At 72.4% G+C, this 18,371-nt stretch carries 18 protein-coding genes and 1 pseudogene; 16 read left to right on the forward strand and 3 right to left on the reverse strand.

The annotated features are described in order from the left end of the window. The 4 genes from B073_RS48810 to B073_RS40595 all read left to right on the forward strand — a co-directional run. Positions 1–1,065, forward strand: a 1,065-nt coding sequence (locus tag B073_RS48810) for a hypothetical protein (RefSeq protein WP_018540163.1), incomplete at its 5' end; no start/stop codon positions are given. Beyond that, the gene (gene mycP, locus B073_RS0121570; RefSeq protein WP_018540164.1) at positions 1,062–2,231 is read left to right on the forward strand and encodes a type VII secretion-associated serine protease mycosin; all 1,170 of its coding nucleotides are present in this window, start codon (positions 1,062–1,064) and stop codon (positions 2,229–2,231) included. The genes B073_RS48810 and mycP, both read left to right, overlap by 4 nt. A gap of 280 nt (positions 2,232–2,511) precedes the next feature. After that, on the forward strand, positions 2,512–3,243 hold the full coding sequence (locus B073_RS0121575; RefSeq protein WP_018540165.1) for an SseB family protein: 732 nt from the start codon (positions 2,512–2,514) through the stop codon (positions 3,241–3,243). 135 nt (positions 3,244–3,378) lie between these two features. Continuing rightward, complete coding sequence (locus B073_RS40595) at positions 3,379–4,146, forward strand: MIP family channel protein (protein ID WP_018540166.1); 768 nt, start codon at positions 3,379–3,381, stop codon at positions 4,144–4,146. 97 nt (positions 4,147–4,243) lie between these two features. Here B073_RS40595 and B073_RS0121585 read toward each other — a convergent pair whose 3' ends face one another. Continuing rightward, the gene (locus B073_RS0121585; RefSeq protein ID WP_018540167.1) at positions 4,244–4,633 is read right to left on the reverse strand and encodes a DUF1844 domain-containing protein; all 390 of its coding nucleotides are present in this window, start codon (positions 4,631–4,633) and stop codon (positions 4,244–4,246) included. Between the two features lie 344 nt (positions 4,634–4,977). On the opposite strand from B073_RS0121585, the gene infC reads away from it, so the two are divergent. The 9 genes from infC (at position 4,978) to B073_RS0121630 (ending at position 14,555) form a co-directional block, all read left to right on the forward strand. Further along, entirely contained in the window at positions 4,978–5,661 is a 684-nt protein-coding gene (gene infC / locus B073_RS0121590) for a translation initiation factor IF-3 (protein ID WP_078508109.1), read from the forward strand. Positions 5,662–5,784: 123 nt separating this feature from the next. Then, the gene (gene rpmI / locus B073_RS0121595) at positions 5,785–5,979 is read left to right on the forward strand and encodes a 50S ribosomal protein L35 (RefSeq protein ID WP_016576627.1); all 195 of its coding nucleotides are present in this window, start codon (positions 5,785–5,787) and stop codon (positions 5,977–5,979) included. 106 nt (positions 5,980–6,085) lie between these two features. Continuing rightward, the gene (rplT, locus tag B073_RS0121600) at positions 6,086–6,472 is read left to right on the forward strand and encodes a 50S ribosomal protein L20 (RefSeq protein WP_018540169.1); all 387 of its coding nucleotides are present in this window, start codon (positions 6,086–6,088) and stop codon (positions 6,470–6,472) included. A gap of 144 nt (positions 6,473–6,616) precedes the next feature. Continuing rightward, complete coding sequence (locus B073_RS0121605; protein ID WP_018540170.1) at positions 6,617–7,480, forward strand: TrmH family RNA methyltransferase; 864 nt, start codon at positions 6,617–6,619, stop codon at positions 7,478–7,480. A gap of 74 nt (positions 7,481–7,554) precedes the next feature. Continuing rightward, entirely contained in the window at positions 7,555–8,670 is a 1,116-nt protein-coding gene (locus B073_RS0121610; RefSeq protein WP_018540171.1) for a sensor histidine kinase, read from the forward strand. A 155-nt stretch (positions 8,671–8,825) separates the two neighbouring features. Further along, positions 8,826–9,956 (forward strand): phenylalanine--tRNA ligase subunit alpha, encoded by a 1,131-nt coding sequence (gene pheS / locus B073_RS0121615; RefSeq protein WP_018540172.1) that lies wholly within the window; start codon positions 8,826–8,828, stop codon positions 9,954–9,956. Next, positions 9,956–12,481, forward strand: coding sequence for a phenylalanine--tRNA ligase subunit beta (pheT, locus tag B073_RS0121620; protein WP_018540173.1), 2,526 nt, complete (start codon positions 9,956–9,958; stop codon positions 12,479–12,481). Before pheS ends, pheT begins: the two co-directional genes overlap by 1 nt. A 157-nt stretch (positions 12,482–12,638) precedes the next feature. Next, positions 12,639–13,976: a hypothetical protein gene (locus B073_RS0121625; RefSeq protein WP_018540174.1), complete on the forward strand. Its 1,338-nt coding sequence runs from the start codon at positions 12,639–12,641 to the stop codon at positions 13,974–13,976. A gap of 48 nt (positions 13,977–14,024) precedes the next feature. Further along, positions 14,025–14,555 (forward strand): NUDIX domain-containing protein, encoded by a 531-nt coding sequence (locus B073_RS0121630; RefSeq protein ID WP_018540175.1) that lies wholly within the window; start codon positions 14,025–14,027, stop codon positions 14,553–14,555. A 12-nt stretch (positions 14,556–14,567) separates the two neighbouring features. Here the strand turns inward: B073_RS0121630 and B073_RS0121635 are convergent, their stop codons facing one another. Further along, a complete protein-coding gene (locus B073_RS0121635) occupies positions 14,568–14,825 on the reverse strand; it encodes a hypothetical protein (RefSeq protein ID WP_018540176.1) in 258 nt (85 codons plus the stop codon). Positions 14,826–15,189: 364 nt separating this feature from the next. Continuing rightward, positions 15,190–15,264 (reverse strand): annotated as a pseudogene (locus tag B073_RS48815) (3-hydroxyacyl-CoA dehydrogenase family protein); the annotation flags it as partial. Positions 15,265–15,476: 212 nt separating this feature from the next. Between B073_RS48815 and B073_RS0121640 the strand changes: the two are divergent. The 3 genes from B073_RS0121640 (at position 15,477) to B073_RS42865 (ending at position 18,161) form a co-directional block, all read left to right on the forward strand. Then, positions 15,477–16,235, forward strand: coding sequence for a hypothetical protein (locus B073_RS0121640; protein ID WP_018540177.1), 759 nt, complete (start codon positions 15,477–15,479; stop codon positions 16,233–16,235). 238 nt (positions 16,236–16,473) lie between these two features. Beyond that, the gene (locus B073_RS48025; protein ID WP_234025131.1) at positions 16,474–16,851 is read left to right on the forward strand and encodes an effector-associated constant component EACC1; all 378 of its coding nucleotides are present in this window, start codon (positions 16,474–16,476) and stop codon (positions 16,849–16,851) included. Then, positions 16,848–18,161, forward strand: coding sequence for a caspase family protein (locus tag B073_RS42865; RefSeq protein WP_051094121.1), 1,314 nt, complete (start codon positions 16,848–16,850; stop codon positions 18,159–18,161). The genes B073_RS48025 and B073_RS42865 overlap by 4 nt, the downstream gene beginning before the upstream one ends. Positions 18,162–18,371: the final 210 nt, after the last annotated feature.

Below are 18,371 nucleotides of genomic sequence, written 5' to 3' on the forward strand. Positions count from 1 at the left end.
CGCCGACGCTGCCGTCCCGCCGCCGGCCGCCCCCCGGCCCCGCCGGCCACTCCGCCTCGCCCGCGCACGGAACCGCCGGCCGCCCCGCCCCCGCCGCCCCCCGCCGGCGCCCCCCGGTCGTTCCGCGACACCGCCGCCTTCCACCTCGCCAACAGCGGGGCCCAGTGGGACGCACCCCGCGACCGCGCCGCGAACCCCCCGGCCGCCCCCACGTCCCCGCCCGCCCCGGGCCGGCCGCCGGCCCCCGCCCGCCCCGCCGCGGCCGGCGCCGCCCCGCGCCGCTCGCCGGCCGACCGCCTGCCCGGCACCCGGGTCGTCGCCGCGGCCGCCGGCCTCGTCCTCGGCATCGGGCTGATGGTCGGCGCGGCCGCCGGCAGCTGGCTCACCGACACCCCCGCCAAGTCCGTACCGACGCCCGAGGCCGCCTTCACCAAGGGCCGGGACGCCTGGCGCAACGCCCCCGTCGACACCCTCTTCCCGCGCACCGTCGAGGGCCTGGCCGCCGGCCCCGGCGGCGCCGACCGCACCTGGATCCGGATCGCCGTCGCCCCCGACACCGACTGCACCCCCGCCTACGAGGGCCCGCTCGCCAGGGAACTCGCCCCGGCCGGCTGCGCCCGTCTGCTGCGCGCCACCTACGTCGACGCCACCCGCACCGACGTCATCACCGTCGGCGCCCAGACCACCAAGGCCGACCGGGCCGGGATGATGGACCTCAACGCCCGCTTCAGCACCAACAACCTCGCCACCCACAAGTCCCTGATGCCGCTGACGCTGGCCGCCCCGGGCACCCCCGCCGAGGACTTCGGCTCCGCCCAGCGCGCCAGCTGGACGGTGCGGGTACTCACCGACATACCCGTCGTCGTCTACGCCGTCTCCGGCTTCGCCGACGGCCGCGAGATCAGTGACCCGCAGCCCGCCGACGCCGCCGTCCAGCCGGGCACCGCCACCGCCCCCGCCGAATCCGGCCTCGGCCACGACGCCAAGGGCCTCGCGGACAAGATCAGCGCCACCTTCCGCACAGCGTCCGGAATCCCCGCCCAGCCCACGGAGGACGCGCAGTGATCAAGACCGCACTGCGGACCGCGACCCTCGCCCTGACCTGCGCCGCCCTGGCCGTCCTGCCCGCCCTGCCGGCCCGCGCCGACGCCATCCGCGCCCAGCAGTGGGGCCTGGCGGCCATCCACGCCCAGGAGGCATGGCAGACCACCAAGGGCGCCGGGATCACCGTCGCCGTCCTGGACACCGGCGTGGACGCCGACCACCCCGACCTCAAGGGCCAGGTGCTGCCCGAGAAGGACCTGATCGGCTTCGGCGCCCGCCCCGGCGACGACACCTGGGCCCAGCACGGCACCGGCATGGCCAGCGTCATCGCCGGCCACGGCCACGGCGCCGGCCGCTCCGACGGCATCCTCGGCGTCGCCCCCGAGGCCCGGATCCTGCCGATCCGGGTGATCCTGGAGGACCACGACCCCGACCGACGGCGGGCCCGCGACCAGCGGCCCGGCGCCCTCGCCGACGGCATCCGCTGGGCCGCCGACCACGGCGCCGACGTGATCAACATGTCACTCGGCGACGACAGCGAGACCGCCCACCCCGACCCCCGCGAGGACGCCGCCATCCAGTACGCCCTGGGCAAGGGCATCCCCGTGGTCGCCTCGGCCGGCAACGGCGGCGAGAAGGGCGACCACGTCTCGTACCCCGCCGCCTACCCCGGCGTCATCGCCGCGACCGCCGTCACGCACCTGGACGCCCGCGCCTCCTTCTCCACCCGCCACTGGTACGCCGCGGTCAGCGCCCCCGGCGACGACATCCTCATGGCCGACCACGACACCGGCTACGTCTCCGGCCTGGGCACCAGCCCCGCCGCCGCCTTCACCTCCGGCGCCATCGCCCTGATCCGCTCCGCCCACCGCGACCTCAGCCCCGCCCAGATCCGCACCCTCCTCACCAGCACCGCCCAGCACCGCCCCCAGGGCGGCCGCGACGACGACTACGGCGCCGGCCTCATCGACCCCGCCGCCGCCCTCAAGGCCGCCGCCCACCTGACCCCCACCCCCCAGAAGCCCGCCCCCGTCGCCTACCCCCACCGCTACTTCGGCCCCGGCCCGGTCCCGGACCCCGACGACGACACCCCCGTCAACTGGCTCCCCTGGACCCTCGCCGCCACCGGCCTCACCCTCACCACCACCGCCTACTTCCTCTGGCGAAACCGCCCCACCAGAAACTGACCCACGACGCACACCCCCACCTACCGGATCTCCACCCACCAACGGGAGGGGACGGGCCTCCGGGGCAGGGGGTGTCCGGACTGCTTCGCTTTACGTCCGGACACCCCCTGCCCCGGAGGCCCGGCACCGCACCCAACAGCCCCGCGCAGCGGACAACGCGCCGCAGGCGCAACGGCGGGGCACCCGACAACGTACGACGAGGCCCGCGCCGCCAGGCGCACAAGGCGGGACAGCCGACAACGTGGGAAGCCCACCAAGCCCAGCGGATACGCTCAGGTTCGTGCAAAAGAACATCCCGAACCCCGGCTTCGCCGACGACAACGGCTCCGCCGACCCCGCCCTCGCCGCGGCGCTCGCGGCGTACGCGAACGACCCCGGCACCGAACCCGCGCTGCTCGCCGCGCTGTCGGACGCCCGCCTCCTCGTCCCGGTCGTCGCGGTCCTCGGCGAGGTCGAGACCGGCCCCGACGGGCTGCGCCGGGAGAAGACCAGCGACATGGCGGTGCCCACCCTCACCGCGCCCGACGGCCGCCGCGCCCTCCCCGCCTTCACCTCCATGGACAGCCTGCAGCGCTGGCGGCCGGACGCCCGCCCGGTCGCGGTGCCGCTCCGCCAGGCGCTGCTGGCCGCCGCACACGAGCAGGCCGACACCGTCGTCCTCGACCTGGCTGGCCCGGTCTCCTACCAGCTCACCGGCGCCGCCCTGCGCGCCCTCGCGGAGGGCCGGACCACCGCCGACCCGCTCGCCGACCCGGCCGTCACCGAAGCGCTGCGCACCCTCCTCGCCGCCGAGCCCGCGGTCCTGGTCGCCCGGCTGACGCCGTCCGCCGAGACCGACGGCACCCTCGCCCTCGGCCTGGCCCCCGACGCCGTCCCCGCCGAGGCCGCCCAGCGCCTGGCCCAGGCACTCGCCACCGACGAGACCCTGCGCGCCCGCCTCGTCCGCGGCCTCGACCTGGCCCTCCTCCCGCCCGGCGCCCACGCCACCGGGGAACCTCTCTACCAGCGCTGATCCGCGAGTATCCGGCACCTCGGGACGGTCCCCCGCGGGCTCCTTGTCGCCCGGTCGCCACCCGCGTCGACGGGCGGCTTCGCCCTCCGGGCCGCACAATGCCAGGAGAGCTCAAGATCCACGCGAGGAGAGCCCATGGAGACCACGGAGACCCGCACGGTCGTGTCCGAGTTCCTCGGCACGCTGCTCCTGGTGTTCTTCGCCGTCGGCGCCGCGGTGCTGGCCGGCGAGTACATCGGCACCTTCGGCATCGCGCTGTCCTTCGGCTTCGTCATGCTGGCGCTTGCCTACGCGCTCGGCCCGATCTCGGGCTGCCACATCAACCCCTCGGTGACGCTCGGCATGCTGGTGGCCCGGCGCATCACGCTCCGGACGGCCGTCGAGTACTGGATCGCGCAGATCCTCGGCGGCATCGTCGGCGCGGCCCTGCTCTTCCTGGTCGCCAAGCAGGTCCCCGGCCTCCAGACCCACGCGGCCTTCGGCACGAACGGCTGGGGCGACCGCTCGGCGGTCCACATCAACCTCGGCGGCGCGTTCGTGGCCGAGATCGTGATGACCTTCCTGTTCGTCTTCGTGGTGCTGGGCGTGACCCACAAAGTCGCCGTGGTGGGCTTCGCCGGCCTGGCGATCGGTCTGGCGCTGGGCACCGTCCACCTCATCGGCATCCCGCTGGACGGCACCTCGGTGAACCCGGCGCGGAGCCTGGGCCCCGCCATCTTCGCGGGCGGCGCGGCCATCACCCAGGTATGGCTGTTCCTCGTCGCGCCCCTGATCGGCGGAGCGCTGGCGGCGCTGGTGCACCAGATCACCCACCCGCCCCAGGAGCCGGTGGTGATCGCCGACCGGGCGGCCCGCGGCGAGCCGAAGACCCCCGACGAGCCGGCCCCCGGCGGCCGCGCCTGAGGAGTACGGGCCGCGGCCCCGCACACGTACGAGCCCCGGCCGGAACGCATCCGGCCGGGGCTCGTCGTACTGCGCGGCGGCTGCCCGCGCGGGGCCGTCAGCCGTAGACCGGCCCGGTGAACTTCTCCCCGGGGCCCTGGCCCGGCTCGTCCGGCACCACCGACGCCTCGCGGAAGGCGAGCTGCAGCGACTTCAGGCCGTCCCGCAGCGGCGCCGCGTGGTAGGAGCCGATCTCGGTGGCGCTGGCGGTGACCAGCCCGGCCAGCGCGTGGATGAGCTTGCGGGCCTCGTCCAGGTCCTTGTGGTCCGCGCCGTCCTCGGCGAGTCCGAGGTTGACCGCCGCCGAGCTCATCAGGTGCACCGCGACCGTGGTGATCACCTCGACCGCCGGCACCTCCGCGATGTCCCGGGTCATGGTCTCGAAGTCGGGCCGGGCCGCGCCGCCGGTCTCGGGGGCGGCCGGCTGCTGGGGGGTCTGCTCGCTCATGTGCTGGGGCTTCACTTCCTGGTGGAGGTCTCGTCCCCAGCCTATGGCCACCGTCCGGCGGGCCCGCGCCCGGGAGCGCCGCCGCCCCGCCGCGGGCCCCGGGCCGGTGCGGGCCGACGCACGGAGTGGGGCCGCCCCCTTGACTCGTGTATCCTGGTGTTCCGACCGGCCGGACACGCATGTGACCGGCCCACAAGTGGAGGCTCCGATCTCCCACCCAGCCGATCCCTGATCGGCGGGTCAACGGTCCGGCTGCGCCCCGCGGAGACTTCGCGGCGGTGCTCCTGAGCCACGTGGAGCCCCGCCTGTGTCCCGTCCGGGGCGTTTTTCGTGCGCCGGCGCGGTTGGTCACACCGAACAGACGTTACGCGGCAGTCCGCCAGGCCGTCGCGTGGTGCTACCGAGGAGGATCCATCAGCGCCGAGCCCCGCATCAACGACCGGATTCGCGTCCCCGAGGTGCGACTCGTCGGTCCCAGTGGCGAGCAGGTCGGCATTGTGCCGCTTGCCAAGGCCCTGGAGCTTGCGCAGGAGTACGACCTCGACCTGGTCGAGGTGGCGGCGAACGCCCGCCCGCCGGTCTGCAAGCTCATGGACTACGGAAAGTTCAAGTACGAGTCGGCCATGAAGGCCCGTGAGGCGCGCAAGAACCAGGCGCACACGGTCATCAAGGAGATGAAGCTCCGGCCGAAGATCGACCCGCACGACTACGACACCAAGAAGGGTCACGTCGTCCGGTTCCTCAAGCAGGGTGACAAGGTCAAGATCACGATCATGTTCCGTGGTCGCGAGCAGTCCCGCCCCGAGCTGGGCTTCCGACTGCTCCAGCGGCTCGCGGAGGACGTCCAGGACCTCGGCTTCATCGAGTCGAACCCGAAGCAGGACGGCCGGAACATGATCATGGTCCTCGGTCCGCACAAGAAGAAGACCGAGGCGATGGCCGAGGCCCGCGAGGCGCAGGCCGCCCGCAAGGCGGAGCGCCAGGGCGTGGCTCCCGCGGAGCCCGCTGAGGAGCACGCCGAGGCGTGAGCTCTTGGGTGAGCTGCCCCGGATCCAGGCCGGGGCACCAGCCCCGGAACAACCGACACATCTGACGCTCCCGCATGCCGGTCTCCGCCGGTGGGGGCGCCACTGACGAGGAGAGAACGGCGCATGCCGAAGAACAAGACGCACAGCGGTGCCAGCAAGCGCTTCAAGGTCACCGGCTCCGGCAAGGTGCTGCGCGAGCGCGCCGGCAAGCGCCACCTGCTCGAGCACAAGTCGTCCCGCGTGACGCGTCGCCTCACCGGCAACGCCGAGATGGCCCCGGGCGACGCCGCGAAGATCAAGAAGCTTCTCGGCAAGTGAGCCGGGGCGCTCCGCCGCACGGGCGGGGTGCACCGACCCGACCGGGACCCACGTCGATTCGGGCCGTGTGACGAACAACCACGGCCCCGCTACAAGGAGTTAACAAGTGGCACGCGTCAAGCGGGCAGTCAACGCCCACAAGAAGCGCCGGGCGATCCTGGAGCAGGCCAGCGGCTACCGCGGTCAGCGCTCGCGCCTGTACCGCAAGGCCAAGGAGCAGGTGACCCACTCCTTCGTCTACAACTACAACGACCGCAAGAAGCGCAAGGGCGACTTCCGTCAGCTGTGGATCCAGCGCATCAACGCCGCTGCCCGCGCCAACGGCATGACCTACAACCGCTTCATCCAGGGTCTGAAGGCCGCCAACATCGAGGTGGACCGCAAGATCCTCGCCGACCTCGCCGTGAACGACTCCAACGCGTTCGCCGCGCTGGTCGAGGCCGCGCAGAAGGCGCTGCCGAGCGACGTCAACGCCCCGAAGGCCGCTGCCTGAGGCGCAGCCTGACAGCGTTGTGACGTCGTGACGACGTTGTGATTGCGGACCCGTGGGCCCCCGGCCTGCGGGTCCGCCGCGTTTCCGGCCCTGGCGCTGCCGCGCGAGGGCCCCGCACCGAACGAAAGAAGCGAGCCGCCGTCCATGGGCACCCCCGAGCTGATCTCCCCGCGTTCCCCGCGAGTCGCCGCCGCCCGGCGGCTGGCCCGGCGCCATTTCCGGGGCAAGGAAGGCCGGTTCATCGCCGAGGGTCCGCAGGCCGTCCGGGAGGCCGTCGCGCACCGGGCCGGCGGATCGCCCACTCTCGTCGAGCTGTTCGCCACCGTCGAGGCCGCCGAGCGGTACGCGGAGATCGTCGAGGCGGCCCGGGCGGCGGGCGCGCGGGTGCACCTGGCCGACGACCGGACCGTCGCGGACGTCTCCCAGACCGTCACCCCGCAGGGGCTGGTGGGCGTCTGCCGGTTCCTGGACTCGCCGTTCGAGGAGATCCTCGCCGCCCGCCCGCAGCTGGTCGCGGTGCTGGCAAACGTCCGCGACCCCGGCAACGCCGGTACGGTGCTGCGCTGCGCGGACGCGGCGGGTGCCGACGCGGTGGTGCTGACCGACGCCTCGGTGGACCTCTACAACCCCAAGTCGGTGCGGGCGTCGGTGGGTTCGCTGTTCCATCTGCCGGTGGCGGTGGGCGTGCCGGTGGAGCAGGTGGTGAGCGGGCTGCGAGGCGCCGGCGTGCGGATCCTGGCCGCGGACGGGGCCGGTGACCGCGATCTGGACGCCGAGCTGGACGCCGGCTCCATGGGCGGGCCGACCGCCTGGGTCTTCGGCAACGAGGCGTGGGGGCTGCCCGAGGAGACCCGGGCGCTGGCCGACGCCGTCGTCCGGGTGCCCATCCACGGCAGGGCCGAGAGCCTCAACCTCGCGACCGCGGCCGCCGTGTGCCTGTACGCCTCGGCGCGCGCCCAGCGCACGCCGGGAGGGTGCCGCGCGACGTCACCCGCCGGAGGGGCGTAGGCGCGATCCCGGCGGTGGGTCCGGGCCGAGCTAGTAGTGTTGCCAGCTCCGGCCCGGAAGGGGGTAACACGGCGATGACGGTGAGGACTTCGGCCAGTACCGCCACCGCTGGCGGCTGCCTGTCCGAGGCGGCCGGCGCGGAGCTGGGGCTGACCCCCGACGACCTCCCGGACGGCCTGGTCGTCGCCGACGAGCACGGCCGGGTGATCTGCTTCAACGCCGCCGCCGCCCGGATCACCGGCATCGAGCCGCCGGCCGCGCTGGGCCGCCCGCTCGGGGACGCCCTGCCGCTGCAGGACCTCGAAGGCCGCCGCTGGTGGCAGCTGACCGACCCGTACGGGGGCCTCGCCATCCGCCGCGGCCAGCCGGAGCGGAATCTGCTGCTGGGCGGGCGGGAGGTGCTGGTCTCCGCCCGTTACGTCCGCAGCCGGCCGACCGGTCCGGTGCGCCGGCTGGTGATCGCGCTGCGCGGCACCGAGGCCCGGCGGCGCACCGAGCTGAGCCATGCCGAGCTGATCGCCACCGTCGCCCACGAGCTGCGGTCCCCGCTCACCTCCGTCAAGGGCTTCACCGCCACCCTCCTCCAGAAGTGGGAACGTTTTACCGACGACCAGAAGCGGCTGATGCTGGAGACGGTGGACGCCGACGCCAACCGCGTCACCCGGCTGATCGCCGAGCTGCTGGACATCTCCCGGATCGACTCCGGGCGGCTGGAGGTCCGCCGGCAGCGGGTCGACATGATCGCCGCGGTCCGGCGGCATGTGCAGGCGCAGACCACCGCGGGCCAGCGGCCGGACCGCTTCCTGATCCGGATGCGGGAGCCGCTGCCCGACCTGTGGGCAGACCCGGACAAAGTGGACCAGGTGCTGGGGAACCTCCTGGAAAACGCGGTGCGCCACGGCGAGGGAACGGTCACCATCGAGGTGGGACCGGCGAAGGACGCCGGCGGCGGAGAGGGGACGAGCGTCACCGTGAGCGACGAGGGCCCCGGCATCCCGGAGGAGTCGATGGGCCGGGTGTTCACCCGTTTCTGGCGGGGCAGCAAGCGCGGCGGCACCGGGCTGGGCCTCTATATCGTCAAGGGCATCGTCGAGGCGCACGGCGGCACGATCACGGTCGGCCGGGCCCCGGCCGGCGGCGCCCAGTTCCGCTTCAGCCTGCCCGTCGCGGCTCCCGCCTTCATGGCGTAGGCGGGCGGCGACGGGCTCCCCGCCAGGGGCGAGGCCCGGCCGCGTCGGCCGTCCCCCTTAGACTTGACCTTTGGCACCTTTGGCGCACCAGCATCGCGGGCGAGCCGAGGCGACGCGAGCCAAGCCAAGCCAGTCCACCGGAAGCACGGGAAGAGATGTCCGCACCCAATAAGTCGTACGACCCTGTCGAGGTCGAAGCCCTGAAACCGGAAGAGATCGCCCGACGGGTCGACGAGGCGCTGGCCGCCATCGCCGCCGCGGGTGACCTCGACGCGCTCGCCCAGGCGAAGATCGCGCACGCCGGTGGCACCTCGCCGCTCGCCCTCGCCAACCGCGAGATCGGCGCCCTCCCCCCGCACGCCAAGGCGGAGGCCGGCAAGCGCGTCGGCCAGGCCCGCGGCCGGGTGAGCCAGGCGCTCAAGGCCCGGCAGGAAGAGCTGGAGGCGGAGCGCGACGCCCGCGTCCTGGTCGAGGAGGCGGTGGACGTCACGCTGCCCTACGACCGGGTGGCGGCCGGCGCCCGGCACCCGCTGACCACCTTCATGGAGCGGGTCGCGGACGTCTTCGTCGCGATGGGCTACGAGGTCGCCGAGGGCCCCGAGGTCGAGGCCGAGTGGTTCAACTTCGACGCGCTGAACTTCGTCCCCGACCACCCGGCGCGCCAGATGCAGGACACCTTCTTCGTGAAGGCCAACGGCACCCAGGGCGACGCGGCCGAGTCCGGCGTGGTGCTGCGCACCCACACCTCGCCGGTGCAGGCCCGTTCGCTGGTCGACCGCGAGCCGCCGGTCTACGTCGTCTGCCCGGGGCGGGTCTACCGCACCGACGAGCTGGACGCCACGCACTCCCCGGTCTTCCACCAGATCGAGCTGCTCGCCGTCGACGAGGGCCTGACCATGGCGGACCTCAAGGGCACCCTGGACCACATGGTCCGGGCGCTGTTCGGTCCGGACATGAAGACCCGGCTGCGGCCCAACTACTTCCCGTTCACCGAGCCGTCCGCCGAGATGGACATGGTCTGCTACGTCTGCCGTGGCGCGTCCGTGGGCAACCCCGACCGGCCGTGCCGCACCTGCTCCAGCGAGGGCTGGATCGAGCTGGGCGGCTGCGGCATGGTCAACCCCAAGGTGCTGATCGCCTGCGGCGTCGACCCCGAGAAGTACAGCGGTTTCGCCTTCGGGTTCGGAATCGACCGGATGCTGATGTTCCGGCACAACGTGGAAGACATGCGCGACATGTTCGAGGGCGACGTCCGGTTCACCCGGCCGTTCGGGATGGAGATCTGATGCGGGTCCCGCTTTCTTGGCTGCGGGAATACGTCGACCTGCCGGCGACGACGACCGGCCGGGACGTACAGGAGAAGCTCATCGAGGTCGGCCTGGAGGTCGAGACCGTCGAGCGCCTCGGCGAGGGCCTCAGCGGCCCGCTGGTCGTCGGCCAGGTGCTGACCATCGAGGAGCTGGAGGGCTTCAAGAAGCCGATCCGCTTCTGCACGGTCGACGTCGGCCGGGCCAACGGCACCGGTGAGCCGCAGGAGATCGTCTGCGGTGCGCGGAACTTCGCGGTCGGCGACAAGGTCGTGGTCGTCCTCCCGGGCGCCGTGCTGCCCGGCGACTTCAAGATCGCCGCCCGCAAGACCTACGGCAAGACGTCGCACGGCATGATCTGCTCCGGCGACGAGCTGGGCATGGGCGACGACGGGTCCGGCGGCATCATCGTGCTGCCGCCGGAGTACGAGCCGGGCACCGACGCGATCGAGCTGCTGGAGCTGCGCGACGAGGTGCTGGACATCGCCGTCACCCCGGACCGCGGCTACTGCCTCTCGATGCGCGGTGTGGCCCGCGAGGCGGCCATCGCGTTCGGGCTGCCGCTGCGCGACCCGGCGCTGCTGGACGTGGCGCCGCCGAACGCCGGCGGCTACCCGGTCCAGGTCGCCGACCCGATCGGCTGCGACCGCTTCACCGCGCGCACCGTGACCGGTCTGGAGCCGGAGGCCCGCACCCCGATCTGGATGCAGCGCCGGCTGCAGAAGGCCGGGATGCGGCCGGTCTCGCTCGCCGTGGACATCACCAACTACGTGATGCTGGAGCTGGGCCAGCCGCTGCACGCCTACGACCGCGCCACCGTCGACGGCCCGATCGGCGTGCGCCGCGCCACCCCCGGCGAGGAGCTGGTCACCCTGGACGGCACCAAGCGGGTGCTGGACGGCGAGGACCTGGTCATCACCGACAACCGCGGCCCGATCGGGCTGGCCGGTGTGATGGGCGGCGCCAACACCGAGATCGCCGCACCGGCCGCCGACCCGGAGACCGGCCAGCTGCGCGGCACCACCGACGTGGTGATCGAGGCCGCGCACTTCGACGCGATCGCCATCGCCCGGACCGCCCGCCGCCACCGGCTCTCCTCCGAGGCCGCCAAGCGCTTCGAGCGCGGGGTGGACCCGGAGGCGGCGTCCGCGGCCGCCCAGCGGACCGTGGACCTGCTGGTGCTGCTCGCCGGCGGCACCGCCGAGGAGGGCGTCACCGAGATCGTCTCGCCGCGCGGGCCGCGGACGATCACCATCCCGGCGAACCACCCGGACAAGGTCGCCGGTGTGACCTACGGGCGGGAGACCGTCGTCCGCCGCCTGCAGCAGGTCGGCTGCGACGTCTACGGCCAGGACGAGCTGGTCGTCACCGTGCCGTCCTGGCGCCCGGACCTCTCCGACCCCAACGACCTGGCCGAGGAGGTCATCCGGCTGGAGGGCTACGAGAACCTGCCCTCCACGCTGCCGCTGCCGCCCGCCGGCCGCGGGCTGACGGAGCGTCAGCGCCTGCACCGCCGGGTCGGCCGCGCGCTGGCCGGCGCCGGCTACGTCGAGACGCTGAACTACCCGTTCACCGGCTCCGCCGTCCTCGACCAGCTCGGCATCGAGCCGGACGACCCCCGGCGGGACGCGGTCACCCTGGTGAACCCGCTCTCCGACGAGGAGCCGGACCTGCGCACCACCCTCGTCCCGGGGCTGCTGGCCGCGCTGCGCCGCAACTACGGGCGCGGCAACCACGACCTGGCGCTCTTCGAGACCGGCCCGGTCTTCCGGGCGACCGGCCAGGAGCAGCCGGCCCGCCGCCTGGTGGTCGACCGCCGGCCGACCGACGACGAGATCGCCTCGCTGGACGCCTCGCTGCCGCAGCAGCCGCGGCGGGCCGCCGTGGTCCTCGCCGGCGCGCGGGAGCAGGCCGGCTGGTGGGGCGCGGGCTATCCGTCCGGATGGGCCGACGCCATCGAGGCCGGCCGGGCCGTCGCCCGTGAGGCCGGCGTGGAGCTGATCGTCCGCCAGGACCAGCACGCCCCGTGGCACCCCGGTCGGTGCGCGGCGCTGCTCGCGCTGATCGAGGGCGAGGAGGTGCTCGTCGGCAACGCCGGTGAGCTGCACCCGCGGGTCGTCAAGGCGATGGGCCTGCCGGAGCGCACCAGCGCGATGGAGATCGACCTGGACCGCCTGGAGCGGGCCGGGGCCGGTGCGCTGAAGGCGCCGCGGATCTCCACCTTCCCGGTCGCCACGCAGGACGTCGCGCTGGTCGTCGACGCCTCGGTGGCGGCGGCGGACGTCGAGGCCGCCCTGCGGGACGGCGCCGGCGAACTCCTGGAGTCGCTGCGGCTGTTCGACATCTTCACCGGCGAGCAGGTGGGCGCCGGCAAGAAGTCGCTGGCCTACGCCCTGCGGTTCCGGTCACCGGACCGGACGCTGACGGCCGAGGAGGCCACCGCGGCCCGGGACGCGGCGGTCGCCGTCGCGGTCGAGCGGGTGGGCGCCGTGCTGCGCGGCTGACCCGCGCGGCCCCGTGCCGGATGCCGGGCCCCTGTCCACACTGGTGGGCGGGGGCCCGTCCCGTTTCCCGCCCCGGCCCCGGCCCGATTCGCACGGGGTGTGAACTCCCCCTGATTACGCTGGACTTACGGAGTCCGTACGTCCTTGGGGGCGAGGCATGGAGCCCAACACGCTGCTCGATGCGATCCTGGACGAGGCCGGCGTCTCGCACGCCGGACTCGCCGCGCGGATCAACCAGCTCGGACGGCGGCGCGGGCTCGCGCTGCGCTACGAGCACACCGCCGTCGCGCGGTGGCTCAAGGGGCAGCGGCCGCGGGGGCAGGTGCCGGACCTGATCTGCGAGATCCTCGGCGAGCGGCTGCACCGGCCGGTGAGCCTGGCCGACATCGGGTTCAGCGGACCGGGGGCGCAGCAGGCGCCGGGGACCCCGCTGTCGGGGTTCGTCGAGCGGGCCACCGCGCTGTGGCGGTCCGACGAGCAGCAGCGGCCGCACGTGGTCGCGGCCCCCGCGCTCACCGGGACGTCGGCGATCATCCCCGTATGGGAGTGGGAGAACCCGCCGGAGGACTTCGACGTCTCGCGCGACGGGCTGAGCCGGGTCGGAATGGCCGACATCGAGATGCTGCGGACGGCGCGGACCCACTACGAGCAGATGTACCGGAAGGCGGGTGGTATCGCTACCAGAGCACGCATCGTGCGGTTCCTCAACACCGAGGCGGCGCCGCTGCTGCGGGGCAGCTACAGCGACGCGACGGGGCGTCAGCTGCACCGGGCGACCGGTGGGCTGGTGGCCGTGGCGGGCATCTGCGCGTACGACTCGGACGCTCTCGGGCTGGCCCAGCGCTACTTCCATCAGGCGCTGCGGCTGGCAAAGGCCAGCGGGGACCGCGGACTCGGCGCGTATGTGATCGCGCTGCTGGTCAACCAGTCCCTCTTCGTACGGGAACACCGCCAGGCGGTCGCCTTCGCGGAGGCGGCCCTGCGCGCCGCGGGCGGACAGCTCACCCCGGCGCTCTCCGCCGACCTCTACGCGATGCAGGCCAAGGCGTACGCGCGGCTGGGCGACGGCACCGGCGCACTGGACTGCATCCGGCGGGCCGAGGCCGCGGCGGAGCGGATCCGCCCGGGGCTGGAGCCCGCCGAGACCGGCTATGTGCAGCCGGGCCTGGTGAACGTACAAGTGGCGGAGGCGCTGCTCAGCCTCGGGGACCTGCGGGCCGCCCGGGAGCAGGCGGACGCCGCCGTGGACACCCCCGCACACGACCGCGGCCGGGTTCACCGGCTGGCCATGCTCACCCATATCGAGCTGCGCCAAGGGGATGCGGACCGGGCCGTGGCGAACGCCGCGGAGATGACGGAGCAGGCCCGGGGCATGGAGTCGCAACGCCTGCGGGACCGGCTGCGGGCGGTGCGCGAGCATCTGGCGGAGACCGGGAGCTCCGCGACGGACGCGGCTGCCGATCTCATCGACGAGGTGCTGCGCGTTCCGCTGTGACCGGGCTCGTGTCACCTTGCTGGCCCTCAAGCGGAAGGTGGCAGTTACGTGCGTTGGAACAATCTCAGCGAAAAGCCGGTCTACGCGAACCCCTGGTTCCGGGTCAATCTGGCCGATGTGGAACTCCCCGACGGCCGTCACCTGGATCACTACCTGATCCGGATGCGGCCGGTGGCGGTGGCCACCGCGGTCAACGAGGCCAATGAGGTGCTGCTGCTGTGGCGGCACCGGTTCATCACCGACAGCTGGGGGTGGGAGCTGGCCGCCGGCGTCGTGGAGGACGGGGAGGAGCCGGCCGCCGCGGCCGCGCGGGAGATGGAGGAGGAGACCGGGTGGCGACCCGGACCCCTCCAGCACCTCCTCTCGGTGGAGCCGTCCAACGGCCTCACCGACGCGCGGCACCACATCTACTGGTCCGACCGGGCCGAGTACCTCGGCGCCCCGCAGGACGACTTCGAGTCGGACCGGCGGGAGTGGGTCGACCTCAAGCTGGTGCCCGACATGGTGGCGAGGGGGGAGGTGCCGGCCGCGAACATGGCCGCGGCCCTGCTGATGCTCCATCACCTCCGACTCGGCTGAGGCCGGCCGGCGTCAGTGCCCGGACGCCTGCCACAGGGCGGCGGCCCCTGCCGCGAGTCCGGCGAGCGCGGCGAGCGAGGGCAGCGGCCAGCGGCGGCTCTCCAACCGCGTGAGGCGGGCCTGGAGTTCGTCGGCTTCCCGCGTGTTCTGCTCGCAGCGCTGGGCCTGCAGCCGCAGCTGGCCGTCGACCTTGGCGGTGCGCACGTCGAGTAGGCGCCGCAGCTCCGCTAAGTCGGCGGCGAGAGTGTCGGGGTCCCGGTGGGCGGTCACGTTCCGCTCCTCTTTCCTTTTCCTGGTGACGGTCGGGTGGATACCTCAACCAGTCAACTGCCCAGGGACGGAAGGCGGGAGTGTGTGCGGCGGGGAGATACGGGTCAGCGGTTCACACCCCGTGCGAAGCGACGCTGCGTGAGCGTTTCGCACGGGGTGTGAAGCGGGTGCGCCGAGTTGGCGCATTCACACGCTGTCATCAACGGCCGAAGAGGAGTTGACTCTTGGTACGGGGGCCAACAGCCGGCGGTCGGGCGCCCGCCGGCCGGGTCCGCCCGCCGAACCATCCCCCGAGCGGCGGGCGGACGGCCCCCTCTCTCCCGCTGCGCGGGCGACGGCTCAGCCCCACCGCGGGCGCGGCGTCTCAGTACGAGTAGAACCCCGACCCGCTCTCGCGCCCGAGCCGCCCCGCGTCCACCATCCGCTGGAGCAGCGGGGCCGTCTTCCAGGTGCGGCAGTAGATCCGGTTGCCGTAGAAGGGGGATGTTCCGGTGGAAACGCTCCCCGTTGTTCACGCCTTCGTGCGAGAAGCGGGAACAGAGCCGTCAGATTTCTGGCTCCGCCACTTCACTGGGGCGATCGGCGGAATCTGAGTAGGCGTACTCATGCGCCCGGCTCCGCCGTGCCGAAAGGTGGGATCGGAGGTGGGGGATGAAGGAGACCGTGGCGACACGGTGGCGCCGAGTCCGCAGGCGGTCCGCCCAGGCGAGCGGACTGCTGCTGATGTTCGCCCTGGCAGGGCTGACGGCGGCATGTTCTGGCGCGCCGTCGGAGAAGGAGTTGCGCAGGCAGGCCACGTCGCCCGAAGCGGAGTCTCGAAGGGCGGTGGAGGAGCGGAAGGTGCGCGCTCTGATCGCGCGCCTGACCGCTGTCGAGGGCCTGGAGCACGTGCTCACACGCGTTACCGACTCCTGTGCGAGGCCCTACAACGGCTCGATCTTCGAGAACAACCGGTCGTCGTATGTCCTCAAGTGCAGCATGGAGGCCGTCGCCTACTTCGGCCTTCAGGGAGACATCGCCGATGTGTTGCCCCGTATCCGCGCGGCTGGCATCGCGGCTTGGGGATCGCAGGATGGCGGGGGGCGGGACATGGTGTCCTACGCGCTTGCCTACCACCGTCATCACGGCCGGTACCCGGACGGCTCGCTGATGCCCGCGCCGACCCTCGAAGCTCCGGGGCTCCGGATCGACTGGGATCGGCTGGGCCTGCCGCTTCCGAACCGGATCGAGGAGCCGACTCTGTGTGCTCCGGCCTCCTCCGGCGACATCTATCAGCGCTGCTCGATCGCCCCGAAGGCTCCGATGAGCGTCGCTGCCGCTCGGGCCCGTTACGGCACCATTGTGCGCTTCAGCCTCGGTGGCTGGGGCTCCTCCGCGCAGAACTACTTCACCGTGCCCCGCCGGAAGTGATACCCGCCGGAACCCACTCCCTCGGTCTTGTATGTGGAACAGGTCCTGCCGAAGACGAGGCGGAAGAGCCACATGAGGCCAGCCCATCGGCTGACCAGACCTGCTATGGCGAGCACCACCAGCAGTAACGCGATCACCGGCACGGAGTGGCAGGGTCCTGGTGGATTCTCGACCCTCGCTGATCATTTCTCCGTAGCCCGGGCTGACAGGACGGATTGTGGGTCAGGATGGACCGGTGATGAGTGAAGGAGTACGGGAACTGTGGTTGCGCGTACCAGGCACGGAGGGCCAACTTCGGTCTCTGAGGGACTGGTTACGTCATGAGGACGCATTACGGGGACGGGTGCGGGCATGCCAGTCCCCGCCCGCACCAGGGGAGATGGGCAGGGCACTGGACGCACTGGCGGTGGCCGTCGGCTCCGGTGGAATGGGGGTGGTACTGGCCAACTGCCTGACCACCTGGATTGCTCAGCGGCGCGCGGATCTGCGGATCACGGTGAGTACGCAGGACGGCCGCACTGTGGAAGTAGACGCCAAGCGCGTCGACGCGCAGGTACTTACCCGAGATATCGAGCGTCTGCTCAACAACCCTGAGGCGGAGGGGAATCAGCAGTGACGCGGTTGCCGGACCCGGACCGCTCACGTGCCCTCCTCATCGGTACCAGCGCCCACACCAACGGGTCCGATCTGCCCAGCCTGCCCGCCATCGAGGCCAACCTCGCCCATCTGCGGCAGGTGCTCACCGATCCCGCCACGGGCTCCCTGCCGCCGGAGCACTGCATCACCGTGGCCGATCCCGCCACGGTCTCCGAGGCAGGTTCCTTACTTGCCCACGTCGCCCAGGAAGCGACCGACCTGCTGTTCGTGTACTACGGCGGGCACGGCCTGGTCGACGACCGGGGCAGGCTCCACCTCGCGCTGCCCCACACAGATACCGCCAACATCCGCTGGACCGCGCTGTCGTTCGAGACCTTGCGCGAGGAACTGCTCGACAGCCCGGCCTCGATCCGGGTATTGGTGCTGGACTGCTGCTTCTCCGGACGGGCCACCGAGGCGATGACGGGCGGACACGGCACAGTCGCTGGACAACTTGACGTTGCCGGTACCTACACGCTCGCCTCCACCGCGGCCAACGCCGTCGCCTACGCACCCCAAGGCACCACGCATACCGCGTTCACCGGCGCCCTGCTCGCAGCCCTGCGAGGGCCGGAGCCACTGAACCTGGACGACCTCTTCGAGGCGATGCGACGCGATCTCGCAGCGCGCGGCATGCCCCGGCCTCAGCGACGGGTGATCAACAACGCGGGTGATCTCGTCCTGGTACGTGCCTCCGAACCTGCTGCCCCTCGCCCTGCCCCCGCGATCGACCCCGGTGCCTCTGCTTCGGCTCGGCCCCCGTGGCTCAAGGACAGCGCCGCAGCCCAGCCGGAGCCCCCACGGCCGAAGAAACCAATCCGCCGCATCCCGGTTTGGGTGTGGTCGCCGCTCATCGTCGTGGCGCCCGGACTGGTCTTCGGGTACTGGTGGATATACACACAGACGCACTGGGACCGGAACGACCTCAAGAGCACGCTGCAGCACGTGGCCACAACACTGGAGGAAGACCCGTGGACTTCCGGCGATAACCTCGGCACGTACATGAGCGGCCTGATTGACAGAACAGGCAAAAACGTCTCGTTTCAAAATATCTCTGTGGACCGGGTTTCGTATGCCGGCGCCAACGCCAAAAGCAGCGCCGGCGACTATTCCGTCACCGACATGGAGAAGGGCCTCGCCTTCTGTATGCACGTCGCTGGAGCCCCCGATAGTTCCGCTCCGTCCACCGCGCCCCGCGAGAACCTGACTGTCAACGTCACGGACGGCGCGTGCCCGACCGCCGGCAGGCCGAGCACCGGCCAGGGATCGAGTCCGTCGTCGACACCTTGAGAGCTCAGCTGAGCCTGTGACGCCATGGAGGCTGAATTCCCGCCGGAGAACTGCATCCAGTTTCCCAAGGTCAAACCGCGCGAGATCCTCGGTATGTTCCCGTCTCAGCTGATCTTGCCACCCCAGTTCACAGATCCGGGCCGGGACCAGATCGTTGAGAGGGGATATCGGGCGCGAAGAGGGTCGAATGGCCCCAAAGTCGGAACGAAA

Source organism: Streptomyces sp. MspMP-M5, from assembly GCF_000373585.1.
Classification (GTDB): Bacteria; Actinomycetota; Actinomycetes; order Streptomycetales; family Streptomycetaceae; genus Streptomyces.